Here is a 23,112-nt window from a genome sequence, read left to right as displayed (position 1 = left end):
GACGCCGTTCGGGCCGTCCCGGCGCGTCGCCGGGACGGGGCCCGGTCACAGCGACACACGCTGCCCGTCAGCGGTGACGGTGATGCGGTAGCGGTCCCTGGGAGGGCCGCCCTGTGCCCGCCAGGCGCGGTAGGCGGACTCGACCTCGTCCCACAGGCGGCGTGGGCCGTGTTGTTCCGTGTCGTACACCGCGCGGCCGGGGACGTATTCGGCGGTGGCCCATGAGGTGCGGGCGTCGTCGAAGAGCCAGTACGTGGCCTCGTCGCTGCCGTCGTCGGCGTGGCACAGCAGCGGCCAGGCGTCCCGTACCCGTAGTCCGACGGCGAAGCGGGCGTGTGGATCGTCCTCCAGTACCCGGGGGTCGATCATGGTCGTGGAGTGGTCGCCCTCCTCGCCGTGGTACCAGTCCCTGATGCGGCCGTAGGAGCGGCGCTGCTGACGGGCCCACATGAAGGCCGGGCGGCCGGAGAAGCCGCCGGTGGCCCGCCCGTCGCGGACGGTCAGGGTGGCGAACGAGTAGGAGTGGAACGACGAGCCCCACGGGGTGAGGATCGTGCCGCCCGGTGCGGTCTGCTCCACCCAGGCGTAGGGGATGTCGCGGACCGTGCAGGTCGCGATGATCCGGTCGAACGGGGCCCGCGCGGGGACGCCCGCCAGGCCGTCGCCGCACTCCATGTGGGGGTGCAGGCCCGCCCGGGCGAGGTTGTCCCGGGCGATGTCGTGCAGGGCCTTGTCGGTCTCGATCGTGGTCGTACGGTCCCCGCCGAGGCGGTGGGCGAGCCAGGCGGCGTGGTAGCCGGTGCCGGTGCCGACCTCCAGTACCGCGTCGCCGTCCCGGACGACCGCGGCCATCGCCAGCATGAGGGAGGGCATCGACGTCGAGCAGGTGGGAAAGGCCACCTCGCCCGCCGCGCGCCGGCCGTCGTTGTGCTGGGTGATGAGGGGCAGATCGGCGTAGACCATCCGGCGCCACTCCGCCTCGTCCGCGGAGCGGGAGACCGTGCGGTCGGCCACCTCGAAGGTGTCCGGGACGAAATGCGCGCGGTCGACGGCGGCGACCGTCGGGGCCCATTCGGGGGCCAACTCGCCCTTGTTGTGCAGGATTTCCACCAGCCGGCTCGGCGAGGACATGGCGCCGCCCCCTACTTCTTCGGTGGATTGGTCACCGGCTTGGTCCACCGGCCGTCGGATTCCTTCGGGCTCTGCTGCTTGTCGCCCTCCTCGCCGCCCTTGCCGTCCCCGTGCTTGCCCATCGTGCTCCCCCTTCGTCGGTGCGGGGCCGTTGCGAGCCCCGGGACGGGGATGCCCAGCACGATGCCCCCGCAAGCACCGGCCTGCGGGGGCATCGTTTCTGCGTCACTCTGTCGGTGGTGTCACCTTGTCTGCGGTGTCGCCTCGTCGTCAGCGTCAGATGCTCGTCGGCGTCAGACGTTCACCGGCGTCAGACGCTCGCCGGCTCCGGTGTGCGGTCGGTCTCCTCGGGCTGCGGGCCGTCCTTGGCGGACCGCTTCGCGGCCTTCTTCTCCGCCCGGCGCTCCTTGCGGAGCTCGATCATCGCGTAGAGCGTCGGGACGAGGAGGAGGGTGAGCAGGGTGGAGGTGATCAGGCCGCCTATCACGACCACGGCGAGCGGCTGGGAGATGAAGCCGCCGTCACCGGTGATGGACAGCGCCATCGGAAGCAGCGCCATGATCGTGGCCAGCGCCGTCATCAGGATCGGGCGCAGCCGGTGGCGGCCGCCCTCGATGACCGCTTCGACGACGCCGTAGCCCTGCGCCCGGTACTGGTTGATCAGGTCGATCAGCACGATGGCGTTGGTGACCACGATGCCGATCAGCATCAGCATGCCGATCATCGCCGGGACACCCAGCGGGGTGCCGGTGGCGACCAGCAGGCCGATCGCGCCGGTCGCCGCGAAGGGGATCGAGACGAGGAGGATCAGCGGCTGGATCATCGAGCGGAAGGTGGCCACCAGGAGCATGAAGACGATGGCGATGGCCGCCAGCATCGCCAGGCCGAGCGAGGAGAACGCGTCGGACTGGTCCTGGGAGACGCCACCGATCGTCGCGGTGGCGCCGTCCGGCAGCTTCAGCGCGTCGATCTTCTGCTTGAGCTGGGTGCTGACCGCGCCGGTGTTGTCGCCGGTCGGCTTGGCGGTGATGGTCGCCGAGCGGGCGCCGTCGATCCGGGTCATCTGGACCGGGCCGGGGACGGTCTGCACGGTGGCGAGGCTGCTGAGCTTCGCCGGGCCGGACGGGGTCGGGACGGTCAGGTTCTTCAGCTCGTCCTCGGTGGTGGCCGGGTGGGCCGACTTGACGACGATGTCCCGCTCGGTGTCGCCGAGGACGGCCTTGCCGCTGGTGGTGCCGCGGACCGCCTGGGTCACCGCCGCGCCGAGCGAGGCCTGGTCGTAACCGGCCGCGGCCGCCTTGGCGTTGGGCTTCACGGAGATCCGGGGGACGCTCTGGGAGAGGTCGCTCTGGACGTCGGTGACGTCGTCGAGGCCGGCGACGGCCTTGCGGACCTGCTCACCGGCCGTCTTCAGGACACCGGCGTCACCGGACTTGACGACCACGCTCAGGTCCTGGCTGCCGAAGCCGCCGCCGGTGGCGAAGCTGGTGTCGCCGAGGGACTTGCCGAGCTTGTCGAGGTCGGCACGGAGCGCGTCGGTGACCTTGTCGGAGTCCGCGGAGTCCTTCAGCTTGAGCTGGTAGGAGGCCTGGTTGGCGCCGGTCCCGCCGCCGAAGGCCGCCATGAAGCCGGAGGAGCCGACGGTGACCTGGTAGTCGGCGATGTCGTCGTTGGCCGCGAGCACCTTCTCGACCCGCTTGGCCTGCTTGTCGGCCGCGTCCAGGCTGGTGCCGGGCTTGAGTTCCTGCTTGAGGGTGAGGGTGTCCTGGGCGCCCTGGTCGAGGAAGTTGGTCTTGAGCAGGGGGCCCATGGCGAAGGTGCCGAGGAGGACCGCCACGGCGATGGCCAGGCTGGTGAGCCGGCGGCGGGTGGCGAACCGCAGGACCGGGACGTAGAAGCGCTGGAGGGGGCTCTTGGCCTCCTTCTCCTCGGCCGCCCGGCGCAGGTCGTCCACCGTGGTGCCCTCGGGGATCCGCGGGGCCCGCAGGAACCAGTAGGACAGCACCGGGACGACGGTCAGGGAGACGATCAGGGAGGAGAGCAGGGCGACGGTCACCGTCACCGAGAAGGAGCCGAACAGGGCGCCGACCATGCCGCCGACCACACCGATCGGGAGGAAGACCGCGACCGTGGTGAGGGTGGAGGAGGTGACCGCTCCGGAGACCTCCTTGACGGCGTTGAGGATGGCCTCGCGGCGCTCCTCGCCGTAGCCCAGGTGCCGCTTGATGTTCTCCAGGACGACGATGGAGTCGTCGACGACGCGGCCGATCGCGATGGTCAGCGCGCCGAGGGTGAGCATGTTGAGGGAGAGGTCGCCGGTCCAGAGCACGATCAGCGTGATGACGACCGAGAGCGGGATGGAGACCGCGGTCACCAGCGTGGAGCGCAGGCTGAGCAGGAAGACCAGGATGACGATGACCGCCATGGCGAGGCCGAGCAGGCCCTCGGTGGTCAGCGAGTCGATCGACTTGGAGACCTGCGGGCCCTGGTCGGAGGCGACCGTGACGTGAGCGCCCTTGCCCAGGTCCTGACGGATCTTGGAGAGCTTGTCCTTGACGGCGTCGGAGATGGCGACCGCGCTGCCGTCCTTGTCCATCGTCACGTTCACGGCGAGGCTGGGCTTGCCGTCGGTGCGGGTCAGGGACGTCGGAGTGGCCTGCTCCTCCTTGACGGTGGCGACATCGCCGAGGCGGACCGCGCCGCCCGGACGCCCGCCCGCGGACGGACCGCTGCCGCCGGCGGACGCCCCGCCGCCCGAGGAGGCGTCACCGCCGGCGGACGCACCGCCGCCCGCCGACGGGGCGAGCTTGAGGTCCTTGATCTGCGCGACGGAGGTGAAGCCGGCGCCGACCTGGACGGTCTTGCTCCTGCCGTCCTCGGAGAACGAGCCGGCGGGCACCGACGTCCCGCCGTTCTGCAGCGCCTGGCCCAGCGACTGGGCGCTCAGCCCGGCGGCGGCGAGCTTCTTGTCGTCGGGGGTGACCGCGACGATCCGGTCCTGGACGCCGTCCACGCTGACCTGGCTGACGCCGTCGATGTTCTTCAGGTCCGGCACGACGCTGCGGTTGAGCTGGTCGGCCAGCGTCTGCTGGTCCTTGGAGTCCGAGGAGACGGCCAGGACCACGGTGGGGATGTCGTCGGTCGAACCGGACACCACCTGCGGGTCGACGTCCTTCGGCAGTTTCGCGCGGGCGCGGTTCACGGCCTGCTGGACGTCGGCGACCAGGCGCTTGGAGTCGTTGCCGTAGTCGAACTGCGCCATGATGACGCCCGAGCCCTCGCTCGACGTCGAGGTGACGGACTTGATGCCGTCGACACCCTGGACGCCGTCCTCGAGGGGTTCGATGACCTGCTTCTCGACGACGTCCGGGGAGGCGCCCTGGTAGGGGGCCAGCACGGACACCATCGGGAGTTCGATGGACGGCAGGAGCTGCTGCTTGAGCTGTGGGATCGCGATGGCGCCGAAGGCGATCGCCACGATCGACATCAGCGCTATCAGGCCCCGTTGTACGAGGCTGAGTCGGGACAGCCAGGACATGGGTGGGGTCTCTCTTCTGTTCTGAAACGGTCGGCGGGGCCTTTCCCGGGCCCACCTACACCTTCCGCCATGCCCTGGCCGGTTTTCCTCGCTCGCAGGTCGGTTTCCGGCCGGGGCCCGTACCGCGTTGGGAGTACGGGCCCCTCCCCCTTCACTGCACCCGTGGGCGTACGAGTCCGGACTCGTAGGCGATGACCACCAGCTGGGCCCGGTCGCGGGCACCGAGTTTGGCCATCGCGCGGTTCACATGCGTCTTGACGGTGAGCGGGCTGACCGCCAGCTGCTCGGCGATCCCGTCGTTGGACAGCCCGCCGGCCACCAGGGTCAGCACCTCCCGCTCGCGGCCGGTCAGCGTCGCCAGCCGCTCGGCGCCCCGGCCGCCGGGCCCGCCGTCCCCCGTACTGCCGCCCTGCGCAAGGAACTTGGCGATCAGGCCCTTGGTCGCGACGGGCGACAGCAGCGCCTCGCCGGCCGCCGCGATCCGGATCGCGCCCAGCATCTCGTCCGGCTCGGCACCCTTGCCGAGGAAGCCGCTGGCACCGGCCCGCAGCGACTGCACCACATAGTCGTCGACCTCGAAGGTCGTCAGGATGACCACCCGGACGCCGGTGAGCTCCGGGTCCTCGCTGATCATGCGGGTGGCCGCCAGGCCGTCCACCCCGGGCATCCGGATGTCCATCAGGACCACGTCGGGGCGCTTCGCCCGGGTCAGCTCGTACGCCTGGGCGCCGTCGGAGGCCTCCGCCACCACCTCCATGTCCGGCTCGGAGTCGACCAGCACCCTGAAGGCGCTGCGCAGCAGCGTCTGGTCGTCGGCGAGCAGCACCTTGATCGTCATGTTGACTCCCCCGTACGGACGGTGTGCAGCGGAAGGGTGACCCGCACCTGGAAGCCGCCGGCCGCGCGCGGGCCGGTCACGACCGTGCCGCGCAGCGCGAAGACCCGCTCGCGCATCCCGATCAGGCCGTGGCCGCCGCCGCTGTCCTCCATTTCGCCGGGCCCGCCCACCTCCACGGGCGGCCGGTCGCCGCCCTTCTGCCGCGGGATGCCGGCCCGGCCCGCGCCGTCGTCCAGGACGGTCACGGTCAGCGCGGTCTCGGAGTGCAGGATCCGCACCGTCGCGCGGGCCCCCTCGCCGGCGTGCTTGTGGACGTTGGTGAGCGCTTCCTGGACCACACGGTAGGCGGTGAGGTCGACGGAGGCGGGCAGCGGGCGGGGCTCGTGCGGGATCTCCAGATCGACGGGGATCCCGGCGCGGACGAACCCGTCGACGAGCTGGTCGAGGACGCCGAGGCCGGGCGCCGGCTCGGTCGGCGCCTTGGGGTCGTCGGACTGCCGCAACAGGCCGACCGTGGCACGGAGTTCCTCCAGCGCCGAGCGGGATGCCTCGCGGACGTGCGCCAGCGCCTCTTTGGCCTGGTCGGGGCGGTTGTCCATGACATGCGAGGCGACGCCGGCCTGGACGTTGACCAGGGCGATGTGGTGGGCGACGACATCGTGCAGCTCACGGGCGATCCGCAGGCGCTCCTCGGCGACCCGGCGCCGGGCCTCCTCCTCGCGGGTGCGCTCGGCGCGTTCGGCGCGCTCACGGATGGCGTCGACGAAGGCCCGGCGGCTGCGGACCGCGTCGCCGGCCGCCGCGGCCATGCCCGTCCAGGCGAAGATCGCGATGTTCTCCTGCGCGTACCAGGGGCGGGGGCCGAAGAGCATCGCGGCGGCGGTCAGGACGACGACGGTCAGCGCGCCGATCCGCCAGGTGGTGGGCCGGTCGGTGCGCGAGGCCAGGCTGTAGAGGGCGATCACCGCGGAGGCGGCCACGGGGGCGCGCGGGTCACTGGAGCGCGCGAGCAGTTCGACGATGGTGCAGACGCCGGTGACGGCCAGGACCGTACGGGGCAGCCGGCGGCGCAGCACCAGGGCGGCACAGGCCAGCGCGGCGAAGCACACGGTCGTGGCGGAGAGGTGGTGAGCGCCGAACCGCGGGCCGTGCGGGCCGTGCGGGTCGGCCACCGCGCCGCACAGGACGCACGCGAAGACGGCCACCGCCAGGACGGTGTCGAAGGCGAGCGGACGGGCCCGCTGCCACGGGAAGCGGCCGGCGCGGGGCGCGTCCGGGCGGGGGTCGAGGTGGCTCACAAGAGCAAACGGTAGCGCCCCGGCCCATCGGGGGACCGGGGCGCCGTGCGCTGGAGTGGAGTGACCGGGCGGGGCCGGACCGGGGCCGGGCCGGGACCGGACCGGGGTTCAGCCCGGGATGAGGCCGTCGTCGCTGAGCATTTCCCGGACCTCTTCGAGAGAGGCGTCCGCGGACGGCAGGATGAGTTCGGACGGTTCGAGGGCATCGTCGGGAAGCGGTGTACCGAGCCGGCGGACCGCGTCCAGCAGGGCATCGAGAGTGCGCTGGAAACCTGCTTCGTCGTTGCTCTCCATCTCGGCCAGCAGCTCATCGTCCAGTCGGTTGAGCTCGGTGAAGTGGGCATCGTCCAGCTTCACCTGGCCCTCCCCCATGATCCGTACGATCACGACGGTCTCCCTTGGTCCGGTCCGACGATCTCCGGCGAGGCTATCCGCCGCCGGCCGTCACTGCTTGTCGAAACGCGGCCGGTCCTGCTGCGGGGCGGACTGTGCCCCGCCGTTCTGACCGCCCTCGATGGCCTGCTGGCCGGACGAGCCTCCCGCGAGCTCGGCCTTCATCCGCTGCAGCTCCAGTTCGACGTCGCTGCCGCCGGAGAGCCGGTCCAGCTCGGCGGTGATGTCGTCCTTGGCCATGCCGGTCGGGTCGTCCAGCGCGCCGGAGGCCATCAGCTCGTCGAGGGCACCGGCCCTGGCCTGCAGCTGCGCGGTCTTGTCCTCCGCACGCTGGATGGCCATGCCGACGTCGCCCATCTCCTCGGAGATGCCGGAGAAGGCCTCGCCGATCCGGGTCTGGGCCTGGGCGGCCGTGTAGGTGGCCTTGATCGTCTCCTTCTTCGTACGGAAGGCGTCGACCTTGGCCTGCAGCCGCTGCGCCGCGAGCGTGAGCTTTTCCTCCTCGCCCTGCAGCGTCTGGTGCTGCGTCTCCAGGTCGGTGACCTGCTGCTGCAGCGCGCTGCGCCGGCTCAGCGCCTCGCGGGCCAGGTCCTCACGGCCGAGCGCCAGCGCCTTGCGGCCCTGGTCCTCCAGCTTGGCGGACTGGCCCTGGAGCTGGTTGAGCTGCAGCTCCAGGCGCTTGCGGGAGGTCGCCACGTCGGCGACGCCGCGGCGCACCTTCTGCAGCAGCTCCAGCTGCTTCTGGTACGAGTAATCGAGGGTTTCGCGCGGGTCTTCGGCCCGGTCCAGGGCCTTGTTGGCCTTCGCGCGGAAGATCATTCCCATCCGCTTCATGACACCATCGCTCATGGGCCTCGCGCGCCCCCTTCTGGCCGAGTCACCTCGGGCTTAGGCTCCAGCACATCTACAGACCCCACAGTACGGGCCCTGGTTCCATTACCGCACTGTTCGCGCCCGGATGTGCTCCTCCTCCAGGACGATCGGGGCGCGTTCTTCTCCCGCGCAAGGAGTAGGGAGAGTCCGGACTATCGGCACGATGTCCGCTCTGTCCCGGTAGCGCATGGGTTCCGGCCTGGCCAGACGCCGGTTTCCACAAGCGCCGTTGCCGGATCGTGCCCCGTCGGACCGTGGCTCACCCGCGGCGAGCACGTACTCTTGGGTGTTGTGTTCCGAAGCCGTTCGAAGGATGAGCAGGCCGCGACCGCCAAGGTGACCGCGGACCAGCCCCAGCAGCCCCGCGATCCGCAGGCCCCCAAGGGCCGCCCGACGCCCAAACGCAGCGATGCCCAGTCACAGCGCCGCTCCCGTGCGCATACGCCCACGAACCGCAAGGACGCGGCGAAGGCCCAGCGTGAGGCCCGCCGGGTCGACATGGCCCGCCAGCGCGAGGCGATGGCCAGCGGCGACGAGCGGTATCTGCCGGTGCGCGACAAGGGGCCCGTGCGCCGCTTCGCGCGCGACTTCGTCGACTCCCGCTGGTGCGTCGCCGAGTTCTTCCTGCCGATGGCCGTGGTGATCCTGGTGCTCACCATGATCCGGGTGCCGTCGATCCAGAGCATCGCGCTGCTGCTGTGGCTCGTGATCATCGTGCTGATCGTGCTCGACTCGGTCCTGATCTGGTTCCGTCTGGGCAAGCGGCTGCAGGAGCGCTTCCCGAACGAAAACCTCAAGGGCGTGAAGGCGTACGCGGTGATGCGGACGCTGCAGATGCGGCGGCTGCGGCTGCCGAAGCCGCAGGTGAAGCGGGGGCAGCGGCCTTAAGGGCGCCGTACCTGGCGGCTGGGGACGTCCCCTGTTCCGCCGGACCCCCGCCGTTGTGGTCGCGCGCCGTCGCGGCGGTTTGATGTGGATGCTTGGCCGGGCCCGTGCGGGCCCGGCCAAGCGTCGTTCGAGGCCGGCCGGGCCCCGTCGCGTCGTCGGGGCTCAGTCCTCCGCGGCCGCGTGCAGGCTCATCGGGCCCGCGTAGATCTCGGTGCCGTCCTCGAAGAGCCTGACCTGGTCGACGCCGCCTTCGAGGAGGGCCTTCCACTCCTCGCCGATCCAGGACTCCGCGTCGCCCTGGGTGGTGAACTCCTCCGGTTGCACGGCCGGCGCCGTCTCCGAACCGTCGGCCTTCTCGAACCGCCACGTCCACGCCATGTGCGCCTCCTGGATCCCACCGAGTACGAATCTGTGCCACCGCGGGCGCGTCCTGACGCACCCCCGGTGCCGTGCTTCCGTGCTGATCGGCAGCCTAACGGCCGTGTCGAGTCCGCCCCCGCCGCGCCCGCCCGGCGTGGACGCGGGAAACTCGGCGGTGTGGATGTGACTCTCCTTGGCACCGGGGCCCCGCAGGGGCTGCCGCGCCCCGGCTGCCCGTGTGCCGCCTGTGCGACCGCCGTCGGCGACGAGGCGCGGGCGGCGACCGCGCTGCTCGTCGACGGCGCGCTGATGATCGACCTGACGCCGGGCCCGGCCTTCGCGGCCGCCCGGGCCGGGCAGTCCCTGGCGGGCGTACGGCAGGTACTGCTCTCCCATCCGCACGACGGCCCGGTGCTGGAGGTGCCGGCCGGGCTGCCGCAGCCGGGCCGGGTCGCGGACGGGCGGGAGCTGGCGCTGCTCGACGGGCACCGGGTGCGCGCCGTCGCGGTGGACATCCCCGGTACCGGCTATGAGATCTCCGGCGCGGACGGCGAGCGGCTGCTGTATCTGCCACCGGGCGCGGCGCCGGCCGGACTGGGCAACGGGAACGGCCGGGCGGCGGACGGTGGTGAGGCGGGCGCCGGCGGCACCGGCCCCTACGACCTGGTGCTGCTCGACGTGGCGAAGCGGCCCGATGCGCTGGCCAGGCTGCGGGCGAGCGGCGCGGTCGACGCGGCGACGGACGTGGTCGCCGTGCACCTCGACCACGGTGTGCCGCCGGGGCCCGAACTGCACCGCAGGCTCGCGGCGGTGGGGGCCCGCGCGGTCGCGGACGGCAGCACGCTGGTGGTCGGCGAGTTTCACGCGGTGCCGGATCTGCCGCGGCGGACCCTGGTGCTGGGCGGGGCGCGCAGCGGCAAGTCGGTGGAGGCGGAGCGGCGGCTCGCGGCCTTCCCCGACGTGGTGTACGTGGCCACCGGGGGGACCCGGGACGGTGACCAGGACTGGGCGCAGCGGGTCTCGCTGCACCGTGAGCGGCGCCCCAGCAGCTGGCGCACCGTCGAGACCTGCGATCTGCTGCCGCTGCTGGGGGCCGGGCCGGACACGGAAGCCGCCGGGCCGGGCGCGGAAGCCGCGGGCCCGGGCCGGGGAGGTGCCGTGCCCGGCACCGGAGCCGGCGCGCCCGGTGCGGGCCCCGGCCCCGGTACCGGCCGCCCGGCCGGGACCTCGCCGCTGCTGATCGACTGTCTGGCGCTGTGGCTGACGCATGTCATGGACGACGTCCGGGCGTGGGACGACGCGACCTGGGAGGCCGGCGGCCGGGAGGCGCTGCGGAAGCGGACCGATGCGCTGGTGGCGGCGCTGCGCGAGACGCGCAGGCCGGTGGTGGCGGTGAGCAACGAGGTCGGGTCCGGGGTCGTCCCGGCGACCCCGGCGGGCCGTCGGTTCCGTGACGAACTGGGGCGGCTGAACGCCGCGTTCGCCGCGGAGTGCGAGCAGGTGCTGCTGGTCGTCGCGGGGCAGGCGCTTGCGCTGCGTGGATGACACGGGCCCGGCGCGGCCCGTGTCCGCTTGCCCGGGGGCGCGGCGCCGGGTGCTCTTGACCCGTGACCGAATCCGAGCGGACCGAATCCGAAGCGCCGGCCGGGTGGGCGGCGGGGACCGTGCGGGAGCCCCGCGGGCGCGGGCGGCTTTTCGACGCGGCCGTGCGCGCCTATCTGGAGCGGCATCCGGAGGCGACGGTGGTCGCGCTCGGCGAGGGGCTGGGCACCGGCTTCTGGCGGCTGGACAACGGGCGGCTGACCTGGCTGACGGTGGTGCCCCCGAAGACCGCGGCGGCCCGCCGGATACTGCTCCCGGACGGCGCCCGGCGGCGGACCGTGGCCCGCGCGGTGACCGATCACGCCTGGCTGGACGCGGTGCCGGAGCCGTGGCGCGGGGTCGTCGTCACGGCTCCCGGGGTGCTGATGCGGCTGCCGCCGCCCGCGGTGCGCGCGCTGCTGGCGGCGTGTGCGGAGCGGTTTCCCGGCGGTGTGCTGGTCTTTGACGCGCTGCCAGGACGGGCGACCGCGCTGGCGAGGCGGGCCGCCGCGGCCGGCGGCCGGTGGCCGGCCCCGCGCTGGGGGCTGGACCGTGCCCAACTGCCGCGGGTGGCCTGCCTGCACCCGGGCATCGTCGCGGTGCGCGAAATCGGCCCGGTGCCGGGCGGCGCGGCGGCGGGCGGCCTGTGGTCCCGGCTGGTGTGGCGCGGACACCACGTCCCGGTGCTGCGCGCGCTGACCCCGCTGGTGTGCGAGGTCCGGTTCGCCTCGGCCACCTCGCCCCGGGCCGTTCCCCCCGGTGCGCTTCGTCAGCGGTGAGTTGACGGTAATCTGCGCCCAATGAGCGCCTTGAACCTCGACGACTTCGCCCACCTGATCGAGCGCCCCGATGGCGGTGCACGCCGTGATGCCGAGGAGCGGCGGGCCCGGCTGGCCGTGCCGCCGGGTGCGCTCGGCCGCCTGGACGAGCTGGGCGAGTGGCTGGCCGCCGCGCAGCAGCAGGTGCCGGTGCGGCCCGTCGAGCGGCCGCGGGTGCTGCTGTTCGCGGGCGATCACGGGGTGGCGGAACTGGGGGTGTCGGCCCGGCCGGCCGGCGGCACCAGGGATCTCGTACGGGCCGTGCTGGACGGGGCGAGCCCGGCCGCGGTGCTGGCCCGGGGCGCCGGGGCGCAGCTGCGGGTGGTGGATCTGGCGGTGGACTGCGACCCGCAGGAGCTGCCCGAGGACGTCACCCGGCACCGGGTGCGGCGCGGTTCGGGACGGATCGACATCGAGGACGCGCTGACGGCCGGGGAGGCCGAGGCGGCGTTCCGGGCCGGGATGGCCGTCGCCGACGAGGAGGCGGACGCGGGCACCGATCTGGTGGTGCTGGGTGATCTGAGCGTCGGCGGGACGACCGCGGCGAGCACGCTGATCGCCGCGCTGTGCGGTACGGACGCCTCGGTGGTCACCGGGCGGGGCGGCGCTCCCATCGACGATCTGGCCTGGATGCGCAAGTGCGCGGCGATCCGCGACGCGCTGCGGCGGGCCCGTCCGGTGCTCGGTGACCAGCTGGAGCTGCTGGCCGCGGTCGGCGGTGCGGATCTGACCGCGATGACCGGCTTCCTGCTGCAGAGCGCGGTGCGCCGCACTCCCGTGATCCTGGACGGGGTGGTCTCGGCGGCCTGTGCGCTGGTGGCGCAGCGGGTGGCGTTCCGGGCGCCGGACTGGTGGGTGGCCGGGCAGGCGAGCGGGGAGCCGGCCCAGGCGAAGGCGCTGGACCGGATCGCACTCAACCCTCTGCTCGACCACGGCGTCACTGCCGGAGAGGGGACCGGGGCGCTGCTGGCCTTGCCATTGGTACGGGCGGCCGCGGCCCTGGCGGCAGAACTGCCCGTACGCGACTGACCCGGCGCCGGCCCACCCCGGCCGGCCGCCACAGGAAGCGAGCGGACGAGCGCCCGGCCCGGGCGCTCACCACGTCCTGCCCGTACCGGACCACCGGCGGCTCCCCATAAGATCACGCTTTACACGTTTTATGGGAGACATCGCTTGAGTCCGGACGAAGACCGCCCGCACGGCACGTGGTCACAGCGTGGTGCCGCATTCGGTATCTGGTATCTGCGCACGGTCACCTTCATCAATCTGCTGAGCGCGGTATGGGTGTCGTTCGGCAATGACATCCGCCGGCACAACATCGCGGAATTCTTTACTCCGTATCTGCTGACGGCGGGGTTCGCCTCCGGCGCCTTCTCGCTCTTCTTGTCGGTGACCCTGCGGCGGCGCAAGCGGGCGGCCTGGATTTTGAATCTGGTGCTGTCCGGGCTGCTGGCGCTGCTCTTCGGATACGGGATGGTGGCGGCCCCGGAGTTCCGCGGGCATGCGCAGAACTGGGTGTCGCTGGGGGTGACCGTGGTGTTCGCCGCGGCGCTGGTGGTGGGGCGCCGCGAGTTCTCCGCGAAGGGCGACCGTACGAACCCGAAGCTGGCGGCGGCGGTCGCGGCCGGCGGTCTGCTGGTGGCCTCGCTGCTGGCGGCCCTGCTGGTGACCGTCACCAACACCGCGGGGGACGGCGCCTCGACGTTTGTGCAGCGCTGGCGCTACGGCCTGATGCGGCTGGTGTCGCTGGCCGCCGACGACCGCGCCTTTCCGGAGATCGCCACCCCGAACTGGGTCAATGTCACGATCAATGTGCTCAGCACGCTGCTGCTGGTCGCGGTGCTGTGGGCGGCGTTCCGGTCCGTCCGCAGCACCGAGGCGATCACCGAGGACGACGAGGAGCGGCTGCGCGCACTCCTCGCGCGGCACGGCGACCGTGACTCGCTGGGCTACTTCGCGCTGCGCCGCGACAAGAGTGTGCTGTTCTCCCCCAGCGGCAAGGCGGCGGTCACCTACCGCGTCGTGGGCGGAGTGTCGCTGGCCTCCGGCGATCCGCTGGGGGACCCCGAGGCCTGGCCCGGGGCGATCGAGGTGTGGCTGGCCGAGGCCCGGGAGCACGGCTGGGCGCCCGCGGTGATGGGCGCGAGCGAGGAGGGCGGCACGATCTACGCCCGGCACGGTCTGGACGCGCTGGAGCTGGGCGACGAAGCGATCGTGGACACCGCGGAGTTCACCCTCGGCGGCCGCGCGATGCGCACCGTACGGCAGGCCTACCACCGCGTCGAGCGGGCCGGCTACACCGTCCGTATCCGGCGCCACGAGGACATCCCGGCAGCGGAGATGGCCGAGCTGCTGCGGCTGGCCGACGACTGGCGCGACGGGGAGACCGAGCGCGGTTTCTCGATGGCGCTGGGCCGGCTCGGCGACGTGGGCGACGGGCGCTGCGTGATGCTCGAATGCCGCGACGGCGGCGCGGGGGAGGAAGCGGGCGAGCTGCGGGCGCTGCTCAGCTTTGTGCCCTGGGGCGAAAAGGGCCTGTCGCTGGATCTGATGCGGCGGGACCGGAACTCCGAGAACGGCCTGATGGAGTTCATGGTGCTGGAGTTGATCCAGCGGGCGAAAGAGGTGGAGGTCACTCAACTCTCGCTGAACTTCGCGATGTTCCGTTCCGTCTTCGAACGTGGATCGCGGCTCGGCGCGGGCCCGGTGCTGCGCCTGTGGCGCTCACTGCTCAGCTTCTTCTCCCGGTGGTGGCAGATCGAATCGCTCTATCGCGCCAATGCGAAATACCGGCCGATCTGGGAGCCGCGCTACATGCTCTTCGAAAAGAGCACCGATCTGCTGCGGATCGGCATCGCCGCCGGCCGTGCGGAAGGCTTTCTGGAAGCCCCCGGTCTGCCCAAGTGGCTGAACCGCACGCACCTGGAGCATGCGAGGTGAGCGCGGCCGGTGCGGGGCAGCAGGGCGGGCCGGTGCCGGGGCGGCGGGAGGGCCCCGCCCCGGGGCGGCAGGAGCTGTCCGCCCCGGTCCGCGCCGCGCTGCGCGAGTGGGGCCCGCTCCTGCGGACGGTACGGTCCTCGCTGGTCACGGCGAAGCTGCGGGCCATTCCGCTGACGCTCACCGCGGTGTGCCTGACCCTGGTCCTCCACTTCGTGCAGAACCAGTCCTGGGGCTATCGGACGGTCCAGAACATCGGCTCCGTACAGGCCTGGGAGCACCTGTGGGTGGCGTTGCTGCGCACCCCCCTGTCGCTGTTCGTCCCGGCGCTGGACCTTCCGGTGTGGGGGGCGCTGGTGCAGATCCTGGTGGTCTTCGGGATCGCGGAGATCTGTGTGGGCCGGCGGCAGACGCTGCTGGTCGCCTATGTCGCCACGCTCGCCGGGACGATGTACGCGCGGATCGGCATCTGGATCGGCCCGGTGAGCCCGCTCGGGCTGCCCGACTCGGACAAGTACGTCATCGACACCGGGCCGTCGGCGGCCGTGGTGGGACTGGCGGTCTTCGTGTGCTGGCGCTACCGCGCGTGGTGCACCTGTGCCGCGGTCGCCGTGGCGATGGTCGTCGAGGTGGTGTCCATCAAGAACAACCTGGCGGGCAAGGAGCATGTCGCGGCGGTGCTGGCGGTGCTCGTGGTGTGCACGCTGTGGGAGGTGGGGCGGCTGCGCGGGCCGGGGGACGCACCGCGGGTCAGCGGCTGGGAGCGCCCCCGATGACATGCTCGGCCTTGCGGCGCAGGGCCGACCAGCGGCGGTCGTGACGGTAGGCGCGGACCCGGGCACGGGCCCGCGCCTTCGGGCGCTTGCGGTAGAAGCGCCTGGCCCAGGGCGAGTTGGGGCGGGCCAGCCGGATCGCGCCGAAGAGCGCGACGAACGGCACGAGGACCCCGATGAGCGCGATCCGGCCCTTGCCCTTGGTGAGCGCGATGAGCGCGAAGAGGAAGTTGACGGCCACGGTCCGCACGACCGTGAAGCGGTCGGTGCTCTCCTCCGGGCCGAGTTCGTTGACGCCGAACGGCAGGAAGCCGGCGAGGATCAGAGCCACCAGGGCGACGGTGAGGATGACGATCTCGACGCTCTTGGTGCCCTCCTCGGTCCAGTACACATCGTCGAGGTGGAGGATCAGCGCGAACTCGTCGAGGACGAGGCCCACGCCGATACCGAAGAGCACCGCGGCGACACCGGAACCGAAGCCGCGCCGGCCGCCCGCGAGGGCGATGAACCCGCCGAGGACCATCAGGATCACGCCGGGCACCACGTGATGGACGTGCACACCGCCGGGGGTGATGTTGCGGAACGGCCCCTTGCCCGCACGGATGAGCCGGGTGACGGCCCGGGTCACGAGGAAGGTCAGCACGAAGGAGGCAAGGGCGAGCAGCAGCGGCAGCTTCCCCGGCTCGACGATATTGCGGTACCACCAGTGGCCCATCCCACACGCTCCCCATTTGTCGGGTAGGGACACTTCACCACCCTGCGGCCCGGTTTGACGGGTGACGGCCCGGACCGGCGGTCGAATGCGGCAGGCGCCCGGATAGCCTGCCGCGGTGACCGACACCCCCGCTCCCCCGGCCCTCCTCGACGCCCTGCGCTTCACCTTCGGCACGCTGACCGTGCTGCCGGTACGCGTCACCCGCTGGGACCGGGAGGCGGCGCGCGGCGGCATGCTCTGCGCGCCGCTGGCCGGACTGGTGGCCGGGCTGTGCGCGGCCGCGCTCGGCGCGGCGCTGCTGCTGCTCGGCGGCGGTCCGCTGCTCGCCGCGGTCGCCACCGCCGTGGTACCCGCCGTGCTCACCCGCGGGCTGCATCTGGACGGGCTCGCCGACACCGCCGACGGGCTGGGCAGCGGCAAGCCCGCCGACGAGGCGCTGCGCATCATGAAGCAGTCCGATATCGGCCCGTTCGGGGTCATCACGCTGCTGTTCGCCCTGCTGGCCCAGGTGGCCGCGCTGGAGGCGCTGTACGCGGACGGCTGGGCACGCGGCGCCGTCGCGGCGGCCGTCGGTGCGGTCACCGCGCGCTGCGCGCTGACCCTCGCCTCCCGTGCGGGGGTGCCGGCCGCCCGTCCGGAAGGGCTCGGCGCGGCGGTCGCGGGCACCGTCCCGGTGCGGGCGGCGCTGCTGTGCGCGGGGGCTGTGGTGGCCGGATGCGCGGCGGCCGGTGCCGCGTTCGGTGCGTACGGCGCGCTGCACGCCGGGCTCGCGGCGCTGCTCGGCCTCGGACTGGGCGAGCTGCTGCTGCGGCACTGCCGGCGGCGGCTGGGCGGGGTGACCGGCGATGTGTTCGGGGCGCTCGCGGAGAGCGCGGGGCTCACGGCAGTGGTGGCGCTGGCTCTCGGGTAGCTCACGGCCCACGCCCGGGCGCGCCTCCCGTTTCCCCTGACTCCGCGACAAATAAGGGCAGTTCACCCCGCAAACCGCTCACTCCCCCGGCCCCGTTATGTGCCGGTGTGGTATTGGACGGGCCTTGTGGCGCCGCCGAGCGTAGGCTCGGCCGCAGCAGCGCGCTGCGCGCAGACGGATTCCCCGGACGGAACAGGACCTTCATCACCGTGACTGCACTGACCCTCAGTACTTCTTCCGCCGCAACGGTGCGTGCGGATGCCGTCGTCGTCGGCGTGGCCAAGGGCGCCAAGGGCGTCGTTGTCGCCCCCGGCGCGGAGGCCGTGGACAAGGCCTTCGGCGGCAAGCTCGCCGCTGTGCTGGAGACCCTCGGCGCAAGTGGTGCCGAGGGCGAGGTGACCAAGCTGCCCGCCGCCGACGGCCTCAAGGCACCGGTCGTGCTGGCGGCCGGCCTCGGCGAGGCGCCGGGCAAGGACGACGGCTACGGGACCGAGGCGCTGCGGCGCGCCGCGGGCAGCGCCGCCCGCGCCCTGACCGGCACCAAGAAGGCCGCCTTCGCGCTGCCCGTCGAGGACGCCGAGGCGGCCGCCGCGGTGAGCGAGGGTGCGCTGCTCGGCGCGTACTCCTTCACCGCCTACCGCAGCAACGGCAACGGCGCCAAGGGCGGCAAGAAGAACGACGCCAAGTCGGCGCCGCTCGCGGAGGTCGCGCTCCTGGGCGGCAAGCCGCGTGACAAGGAGTTCAAGGCCGCCGCCGAGCGCGCCCAGGCCCTGGCCGCGGAGATCAACCGCGCCCGCGACCTGATCAACATGCCCCCCAACGACCTCGACCCGAAGGCCTTCGCGGCCGAGGCGCAGGCCGCGGCCAAGGAGTTCGGCCTCAAGGTCGAGGTGCTGGACGAGAAGGCGCTCAAGAAGGGCGGCTACGGCGGCCTGCTGGGCGTCGGCCAGGGAGCGGAGGCCCCGCCGCGGCTGGTGCGGATCGCGCACACGCACCCCAAGGCGAACAAGACCCTGGCCCTGGTCGGCAAGGGCATCACCTACGACTCGGGCGGTATCTCGCTCAAGCCGGCCGGCCACAACGAGACCATGAAGTGCGACATGAGCGGCGCCGCCGCGGTGTTCGCCGCCGTCGTGACCGCCGCCAGGCTGGGCCTGGAGGTGAACGTCACCGGCTGGCTGGCGCTCGCCGAGAACATGCCGTCCGGCTCCGCCACCCGTCCCGGTGACGTGCTGACCATGTACAGCGGCAAGACCGTCGAGGTGCTGAACACCGACGCCGAGGGCCGGCTGGTGCTGGCCGACGCGCTGACCCGCGCCTCGGAGGAGACCCCGGACGCGATCGTGGACGTCGCCACCCTGACCGGCGCGATGGTGCTGGCGCTGGGCAACCGCACCTTCGGGATCATGGCCAACGACGACGCGTTCCGCACCTCGATCCACGAGATCGCGGAGGAGGTCGGCGAGCAGTCCTGGCCGATGCCGATGCCGTCCGAGCTGCGCAAGGGCATGGACTCCCCGGTTGCCGACATCGCCAACATGGGTGAGCGGATGGGCAGCGGCCTGGTCGCCGGGCTCTTCCTCAAGGAGTTCATCGGCGAGGGCATCACCTGGGCCCACCTGGACATCGCGGGCCCGGCGTTCCACGAAGGCGCGCCGTGGGGCTACACCCCCAAGGGCGGCACGGGATCCGCGGTGCGCACCCTGGTGCGGCTGGCGGAGCGCACCGCCGCGGGCGACCTGGGCTGACGGCCGCCCCGGGGGAGCTTCCTCCCCCTTGCCCGTCATTTCCGTACGGCCCCGGGCATACCGCCCGGGGCCGTACGCGCGCCCGCGCCCCGTGTTCGCCCTCAACGAAATCCGTACGCAAGTACGCGCCGGTAACCCTTACGAGGCGGCTGATCGTCCGCCCTGAGACCGGCCCGCCGTCCCGGCTTCGTTGAACAAGTGCGAAGATGGGTTCTCGGCAGGACAGGGCCCCCCTTACCCAGGGCCGAAGTAAAAGCGGCCGAACCACAGCCGCCGCCCGGTCATCGGAGACCGGCTCCGGCGTACCCATGCATGGAGGACGTGACGTGGCGAACGACGCCAGCACCGTTTTCGACCTAGTGATCCTCGGAGGCGGTAGCGGTGGTTACGCCGCTGCCCTGCGCGGGGCGCAGCTGGGCCTGGACGTCGCCCTGATCGAGAAGGGCAAGGTCGGCGGTACCTGCCTGCACAACGGCTGCATCCCCACCAAGGCTCTGCTGCACGCCGGTGAGATCGCCGACCAGGCTCGCGAGAGTGAGCAGTTCGGTGTCAAGGCCACCTTCGAGGGCATCGACATCGAGGCGGTCCACAAGTACAAGGACGAGGTCATCTCGGGCCTGTACAAGGGCCTGCAGGGCCTGATCGCCTCCCGCAAGGTGACGTACATCGAGGGTGAGGGCCGGCTGTCCTCCCCGACCTCCGTCGATGTGAACGGCCAGCGTGTCCAGGGCCGCCACGTCCTGCTGGCGACCGGCTCCGTGCCGAAGTCGCTGCCGGGCCTGGAGATCGACGGCAACCGCATCATCTCCTCGGACCACGCGCTCACGCTGGACCGCGTGCCGAAGTCCGCGATCGTGCTGGGCGGCGGCGTCATCGGCGTCGAGTTCGCCTCCGCGTGGAAGTCCTTCGGCACCGACGTGACCATCATCGAGGGCCTCAAGCACCTCGTCCCGGTCGAGGACGAGAACAGCTCCAAGCTGCTGGAGCGGGCCTTCCGCAAGCGCGGCATCAAGTTCAACCTCGGCACCTTCTTCGACAAGGCCGAGTACACCGCCGACGGCGTGCAGGTCACCCTCGCCGACGGCAAGACCTTCGAGGCCGAGGTGCTGCTGGTCGCGATCGGCCGCGGGCCGGTCTCGGCGGGCCTGGGCTACGAGGAGCAGGGCGTCGCGACGGACCGCGGCTACGTCCTCGTCGACGAGTACATGCAGACCAACGTGCCGACCATCTCGGCCGTCGGTGACCTCGTTCCCACCCTCCAGCTCGCCCACGTCGGCTTCGCCGAGGGCATGCTGGTGGCGGAGCGGCTGGCCGGTCAGAAGACCGTGCCGATCGACTACGACGGCGTGCCGCGCGTCACGTACTGCCACCCCGAGGTCGCTTCGGTGGGCATCACCGAGGCCAAGGCCAAGGAGTTGTACGGCGCCGACAAGGTCGTCGCTCTCAAGTACAACCTCGCGGGCAACGGCAAGAGCAAGATCCTGAAGACCACGGGCGAGATCAAGCTCGTCCAGGTCAAGGACGGTGCCGTGGTCGGCGTCCACATGGTCGGTGACCGTATGGGCGAGCAGGTCGGTGAGGCCCAGCTGGTCTACAACTGGGAGGCCCTGCCGGCCGAGGTTGCGCAGCTCGTGCACGCGCACCCGACGCAGAACGAGGCCCTCGGCGAGGCCCACCTGGCCCTGGCCGGCAAGCCTCTCCACTCCCACGACTGACCCCAGTCCCGGGCGCGACCACATCCGCACCACACTTGTAAGGAGCAACTGAAACCATGGCGGTTTCCGTAACCCTGCCGGCGCTCGGCGAGAGCGTCACCGAGGGCACCGTCACTCGCTGGCTCAAGGCCGAGGGTGAGCGCGTCGAGGCCGACGAGCCGCTGCTCGAGGTGTCGACCGACAAGGTCGACACCGAGATCCCGGCCCCGGCGGCCGGCGTCCTGTCCGCCATCAAGGTGGCCGAGGACGAGACCGTGGAGGTCGGCGCCGAGCTGGCCCTCATCGACGACGGCAGCGGTGCACCCGCGGCCGAGGCGGCTCCGGCCGCCGCCGAGGCCCCTGCGGCCGAGGCGCAGCCCGAGCCGGCTCCGGCTGCCGAGGCCCCCGCCCCCGCCGCTGCCCCCGCGGGCGGCGCCGAGGGCACGGACGTCGTCCTCCCCGCGCTCGGCGAGAGCGTCACCGAGGGCACCGTCACCCGCTGGCTGAAGGAGGTCGGCGAGGAGGTCCAGGCCGACGAGCCGCTGCTGGAGGTCTCCACCGACAAGGTCGACACCGAGATCCCTGCCCCGACGTCCGGCACTCTGCTGGAGATCGTCGTCGGTGAGGACGAGACCGCCGAGGTCGGCGCCAAGCTCGCCGTCATCGGTGCGGCCGGCGCCGCTCCGGCCGCCGCCCCGGCCCCGGCCGCTCCGGCCCCGGCCGCCGCTCCGGAGCCCGCCCCGGCACCGGCTCCGGCACCCGCTCCGGCCGCTGCCACCCCGGCGCCCGCCCCGGCTCCGGCTCCGGCCGCTCCGGCTCCGGCCCCCAAGCCGGCCGCTGCCCCCGCCCCGGCCCCGGTCGCCGGTGAGGGCGACGGCGCCTACGTCACCCCGCTGGTGCGCAAGCTCGCCGCGGAGAACGGCGTCGACCTGTCCACGGTCAAGGGCACCGGTGTCGGTGGCCGCATCCGCAAGCAGGACGTCATCGCCGCCGCCGAGGCCGCCAAGGCGGCCGCGCCGGCTCCGGCCGCCGCCCCGGCCGCCTCCAAGGCCCCGGTCATCGAGGCGTCCCCGCTGCGCGGCCAGACCGTCAAGATGCCGCGGATGCGCAAGGTCATCGGCGACAACATGATGAAGGCCCTGCACGGCCAGGCGCAGCTGACCTCCGTGGTCGAGGTGGACATCACCGCGATCATGCGGATGCGCAACAAGGCCAAGGACGGGTTCGCGCAGCGTGAGGGCGTCAAGCTCTCCCCGATGCCGTTCTTCGTCAAGGCCGCGGTCCAGGCGCTGAAGGCCCACCCGGTCGTCAACGCCCGGATCAACGAGGACGAGGGCACCATCACCTACTTCGACACCGAGAACGTCGGTATCGCGGTGGACGCGGAGAAGGGCCTGATGACCCCGGTCATCAAGGACGCCGGTGACCTCAACATCGCCGGTATCGCCCGCAAGACGGCGGACCTGGCGGGCAAGGTCCGCGCGAACAAGATCACGCCGGACGAGCTGTCCGGTGCGACCTTCACCATCAGCAACACCGGTTCGCGCGGCGCCCTGTTCGACACCGTCATCGTGCCCCCGAACCAGGTCGGCATCCTGGGCATCGGTGCGACCGTCAAGCGCCCGGTGGTCATCAACCACCCGGACCTCGGCGAGACCATCGCGGTGCGCGACATGACCTACCTGGCGCTCTCCTACGACCACCGTCTGGTGGACGGCGCGGACGCCGCCCGCTACCTGACCACGGTCAAGCAGATCCTGGAGGCCGCCGAGTTCGAGACCGAGATCGGTCTCTGATTCCGGCAGTCACGCCATAGGTGTGCAAAGGGGTCGGCCCCGGTTCGTACGAGCCGGGGCCGGCCCCTTTGCGCGTCCTGAGCACTTTCGCCCGGGCCCTTCCGCCCGTCCCGGATAATGGCCCCCTCGTCACCACGCGCTCTGAAGGAGCACCTCATGACCCCGCCCGTCGTCCATTCGCTGCGCGAGCAGATCCGCGAGCACATCCTCGAGGGGATCGTCAGCGGCCGCTGGCAGCCGGGCGAGCGGATCGTGGAGCGGCGGATCGCGGTGGAGCTGGAGGTCAGCCAGACGCCCGTACGGGAGGCGCTGCGGGAGCTGGAGTCGCTGCAGCTGATCGAATCGGCGCCGAACAAGGGCGTACGGGTACGGAATCTGACCGCGGACGACCTCAAGGAGAGCTATCCGGTACGGGCCGGGCTGGAGCAGGTGGCCGCCGAACTGGCCGCCGGACGGCTGGCCGAGGACACCGTGGCGCTGGACCGCGAGGTGGCGGCGCTGCGCGAGGCGGAACTGACCGGTGACGGGGAGGCGCAGGTGCGGCACACGGTGGCCTTCCACCGGGAGATCGTGGGGGCCGCCGGTAACGCCGTCCTGCTGCACACCTGGGAGTCGCTGGGCATCGAGGTCTGGACGACGCTGTCGATCCGCTGGTTCAGCCCGGAGCCGCGCTCGCACGCCCAGGACCACCAGGAGATCGTGGACGCGTTCCGGCGGCGCGACCCGAAGATCGGCGCCTTGCTCAAGTCACACGTCCTGAGCTGCGCACCTCGGGTCTGAGGAGGCCTCGGGCGGGGCCGGCGGCCCCCTCTTTCCGGCTG

At 72.3% G+C, this 23,112-nt stretch carries 19 protein-coding genes; 11 read left to right on the top strand and 8 right to left on the bottom strand.

What is annotated here, in order from left to right; genetic code table 11:
• Positions 1-45 precede the first annotated feature (45 nt).
• The 6 genes from OHS81_RS27080 to OHS81_RS27055 form a co-directional block, all read right to left on the bottom strand.
• Entirely contained in the window at positions 46-1,131 is a 1,086-nt protein-coding gene (locus OHS81_RS27080; protein ID WP_328387330.1) for a methyltransferase domain-containing protein, read from the bottom strand.
• Positions 1,132-1,441: 310 nt separating this feature from the next.
• A complete protein-coding gene (locus OHS81_RS27075; RefSeq protein WP_328387328.1) occupies positions 1,442-4,669 on the bottom strand; it encodes an efflux RND transporter permease subunit in 3,228 nt (1,075 codons plus the stop codon).
• A gap of 151 nt (positions 4,670-4,820) precedes the next feature.
• The gene (locus OHS81_RS27070) at positions 4,821-5,507 is read right to left on the bottom strand and encodes a response regulator transcription factor (RefSeq protein ID WP_328387326.1); all 687 of its coding nucleotides are present in this window, start codon (positions 5,505-5,507) and stop codon (positions 4,821-4,823) included.
• Entirely contained in the window at positions 5,504-6,805 is a 1,302-nt protein-coding gene (locus OHS81_RS27065; protein WP_328387324.1) for a sensor histidine kinase, read from the bottom strand. Before OHS81_RS27065 ends, OHS81_RS27070 begins: the two co-directional genes overlap by 4 nt.
• A gap of 108 nt (positions 6,806-6,913) precedes the next feature.
• Positions 6,914-7,192 carry a PspA-associated protein PspAA gene (gene pspAA, locus OHS81_RS27060; RefSeq protein WP_328387322.1) on the bottom strand — a complete coding sequence of 93 codons (279 nt, stop codon included), beginning with the start codon at positions 7,190-7,192 and terminating at the stop codon, positions 6,914-6,916.
• A gap of 57 nt (positions 7,193-7,249) precedes the next feature.
• Entirely contained in the window at positions 7,250-8,047 is a 798-nt protein-coding gene (locus OHS81_RS27055; protein ID WP_129296799.1) for a PspA/IM30 family protein, read from the bottom strand.
• A gap of 315 nt (positions 8,048-8,362) precedes the next feature.
• On the opposite strand from OHS81_RS27055, the gene OHS81_RS27050 reads away from it, so the two are divergent.
• A complete protein-coding gene (locus tag OHS81_RS27050; protein ID WP_328387319.1) occupies positions 8,363-8,959 on the top strand; it encodes a DUF3043 domain-containing protein in 597 nt (198 codons plus the stop codon).
• 162 nt (positions 8,960-9,121) lie between these two features.
• Here OHS81_RS27050 and OHS81_RS27045 read toward each other — a convergent pair whose 3' ends face one another.
• A complete protein-coding gene (locus tag OHS81_RS27045; protein WP_129296797.1) occupies positions 9,122-9,337 on the bottom strand; it encodes a hypothetical protein in 216 nt (71 codons plus the stop codon).
• A gap of 159 nt (positions 9,338-9,496) precedes the next feature.
• Here OHS81_RS27045 and OHS81_RS27040 point away from each other — a divergent pair, with 159 nt between their 5' ends.
• The 5 genes from OHS81_RS27040 to OHS81_RS27020 all read left to right on the top strand — a co-directional run bounded on the left by OHS81_RS27040 (position 9,497) and on the right by OHS81_RS27020 (position 15,431).
• The gene (locus OHS81_RS27040; RefSeq protein ID WP_328387315.1) at positions 9,497-10,864 is read left to right on the top strand and encodes a bifunctional adenosylcobinamide kinase/adenosylcobinamide-phosphate guanylyltransferase; all 1,368 of its coding nucleotides are present in this window, start codon (positions 9,497-9,499) and stop codon (positions 10,862-10,864) included.
• Between the two features lie 62 nt (positions 10,865-10,926).
• On the top strand, positions 10,927-11,679 hold the full coding sequence (locus OHS81_RS27035; protein WP_328387313.1) for a class I SAM-dependent methyltransferase: 753 nt from the start codon (positions 10,927-10,929) through the stop codon (positions 11,677-11,679).
• A 21-nt stretch (positions 11,680-11,700) separates the two neighbouring features.
• Positions 11,701-12,747, top strand: a complete 1,047-nt coding sequence (gene cobT, locus OHS81_RS27030; RefSeq protein ID WP_328387311.1) for a nicotinate-nucleotide--dimethylbenzimidazole phosphoribosyltransferase — start codon at positions 11,701-11,703, stop codon at positions 12,745-12,747.
• Positions 12,748-12,891: 144 nt separating this feature from the next.
• Entirely contained in the window at positions 12,892-14,658 is a 1,767-nt protein-coding gene (locus OHS81_RS27025) for a phosphatidylglycerol lysyltransferase domain-containing protein (RefSeq protein WP_328387309.1), read from the top strand.
• Positions 14,655-15,431, top strand: coding sequence for a hypothetical protein (locus OHS81_RS27020; protein WP_443058772.1), 777 nt, complete (start codon positions 14,655-14,657; stop codon positions 15,429-15,431). Before OHS81_RS27025 ends, OHS81_RS27020 begins: the two co-directional genes overlap by 4 nt.
• On the opposite strand, the gene OHS81_RS27015 is transcribed toward OHS81_RS27020, so the two are convergent.
• Positions 15,406-16,143 carry a hypothetical protein gene (locus OHS81_RS27015; protein WP_328387307.1) on the bottom strand — a complete coding sequence of 246 codons (738 nt, stop codon included), beginning with the start codon at positions 16,141-16,143 and terminating at the stop codon, positions 15,406-15,408. The genes OHS81_RS27020 and OHS81_RS27015 overlap by 26 nt on opposite strands.
• Positions 16,144-16,258: 115 nt before the next feature.
• Between OHS81_RS27015 and OHS81_RS27010 the strand changes: the two genes are divergently transcribed.
• The 5 genes from OHS81_RS27010 to OHS81_RS26990 all read left to right on the top strand — a co-directional run bounded on the left by OHS81_RS27010 (position 16,259) and on the right by OHS81_RS26990 (position 23,071).
• The gene (locus OHS81_RS27010; RefSeq protein WP_328387305.1) at positions 16,259-17,053 is read left to right on the top strand and encodes an adenosylcobinamide-GDP ribazoletransferase; all 795 of its coding nucleotides are present in this window, start codon (positions 16,259-16,261) and stop codon (positions 17,051-17,053) included.
• A 209-nt stretch (positions 17,054-17,262) separates the two neighbouring features.
• Complete coding sequence (locus tag OHS81_RS27005; RefSeq protein ID WP_328387303.1) at positions 17,263-18,801, top strand: leucyl aminopeptidase; 1,539 nt, start codon at positions 17,263-17,265, stop codon at positions 18,799-18,801.
• Positions 18,802-19,127: 326 nt separating this feature from the next.
• The gene (lpdA, locus tag OHS81_RS27000; protein ID WP_328387301.1) at positions 19,128-20,516 is read left to right on the top strand and encodes a dihydrolipoyl dehydrogenase; all 1,389 of its coding nucleotides are present in this window, start codon (positions 19,128-19,130) and stop codon (positions 20,514-20,516) included.
• Positions 20,517-20,572: 56 nt separating this feature from the next.
• Positions 20,573-22,291 carry a 2-oxoglutarate dehydrogenase, E2 component, dihydrolipoamide succinyltransferase gene (sucB, locus tag OHS81_RS26995; RefSeq protein ID WP_328387299.1) on the top strand — a complete coding sequence of 573 codons (1,719 nt, stop codon included), beginning with the start codon at positions 20,573-20,575 and terminating at the stop codon, positions 22,289-22,291.
• Positions 22,292-22,447: 156 nt separating this feature from the next.
• A complete protein-coding gene (locus OHS81_RS26990; RefSeq protein WP_328387297.1) occupies positions 22,448-23,071 on the top strand; it encodes a GntR family transcriptional regulator in 624 nt (207 codons plus the stop codon).
• The last annotated feature ends 41 nt before the right edge of the window (positions 23,072-23,112 follow it).

This window comes from Streptomyces sp. NBC_00400 (assembly GCF_036048035.1).
Classification (GTDB): domain Bacteria; phylum Actinomycetota; class Actinomycetes; order Streptomycetales; family Streptomycetaceae; genus Streptomyces.
This window is presented reverse-complemented; position numbering and strand designations above follow the sequence as displayed.

Bases quoted from the DNA above. Each gene is read 5' to 3' on its own strand.
- OHS81_RS27080 (WP_328387330.1), bottom strand. From the start codon at position 1,131: ATGTCCTCGCCGAGCCGGCTGGTGGAAATCCTGCACAACAAGGGCGAG.
- OHS81_RS27075 (WP_328387328.1), bottom strand. From the start codon at position 4,669: ATGTCCTGGCTGTCCCGACTCAGCCTCGTACAACGGGGCCTGATAGCG.
- OHS81_RS27070 (WP_328387326.1), bottom strand. From the start codon at position 5,507: ATGACGATCAAGGTGCTGCTCGCCGACGACCAGACGCTGCTGCGCAGC.
- OHS81_RS27055 (WP_129296799.1), bottom strand. From the start codon at position 8,047: ATGAGCGATGGTGTCATGAAGCGGATGGGAATGATCTTCCGCGCGAAG.
- OHS81_RS27045 (WP_129296797.1), bottom strand. From the start codon at position 9,337: ATGGCGTGGACGTGGCGGTTCGAGAAGGCCGACGGTTCGGAGACGGCG.
- cobT (WP_328387311.1), top strand. From the start codon at position 11,701: ATGAGCGCCTTGAACCTCGACGACTTCGCCCACCTGATCGAGCGCCCC.
- OHS81_RS27015 (WP_328387307.1), bottom strand. From the start codon at position 16,143: ATGGGCCACTGGTGGTACCGCAATATCGTCGAGCCGGGGAAGCTGCCG.
- sucB (WP_328387299.1), top strand. From the start codon at position 20,573: ATGGCGGTTTCCGTAACCCTGCCGGCGCTCGGCGAGAGCGTCACCGAG.
- OHS81_RS26990 (WP_328387297.1), top strand. From the start codon at position 22,448: ATGACCCCGCCCGTCGTCCATTCGCTGCGCGAGCAGATCCGCGAGCAC.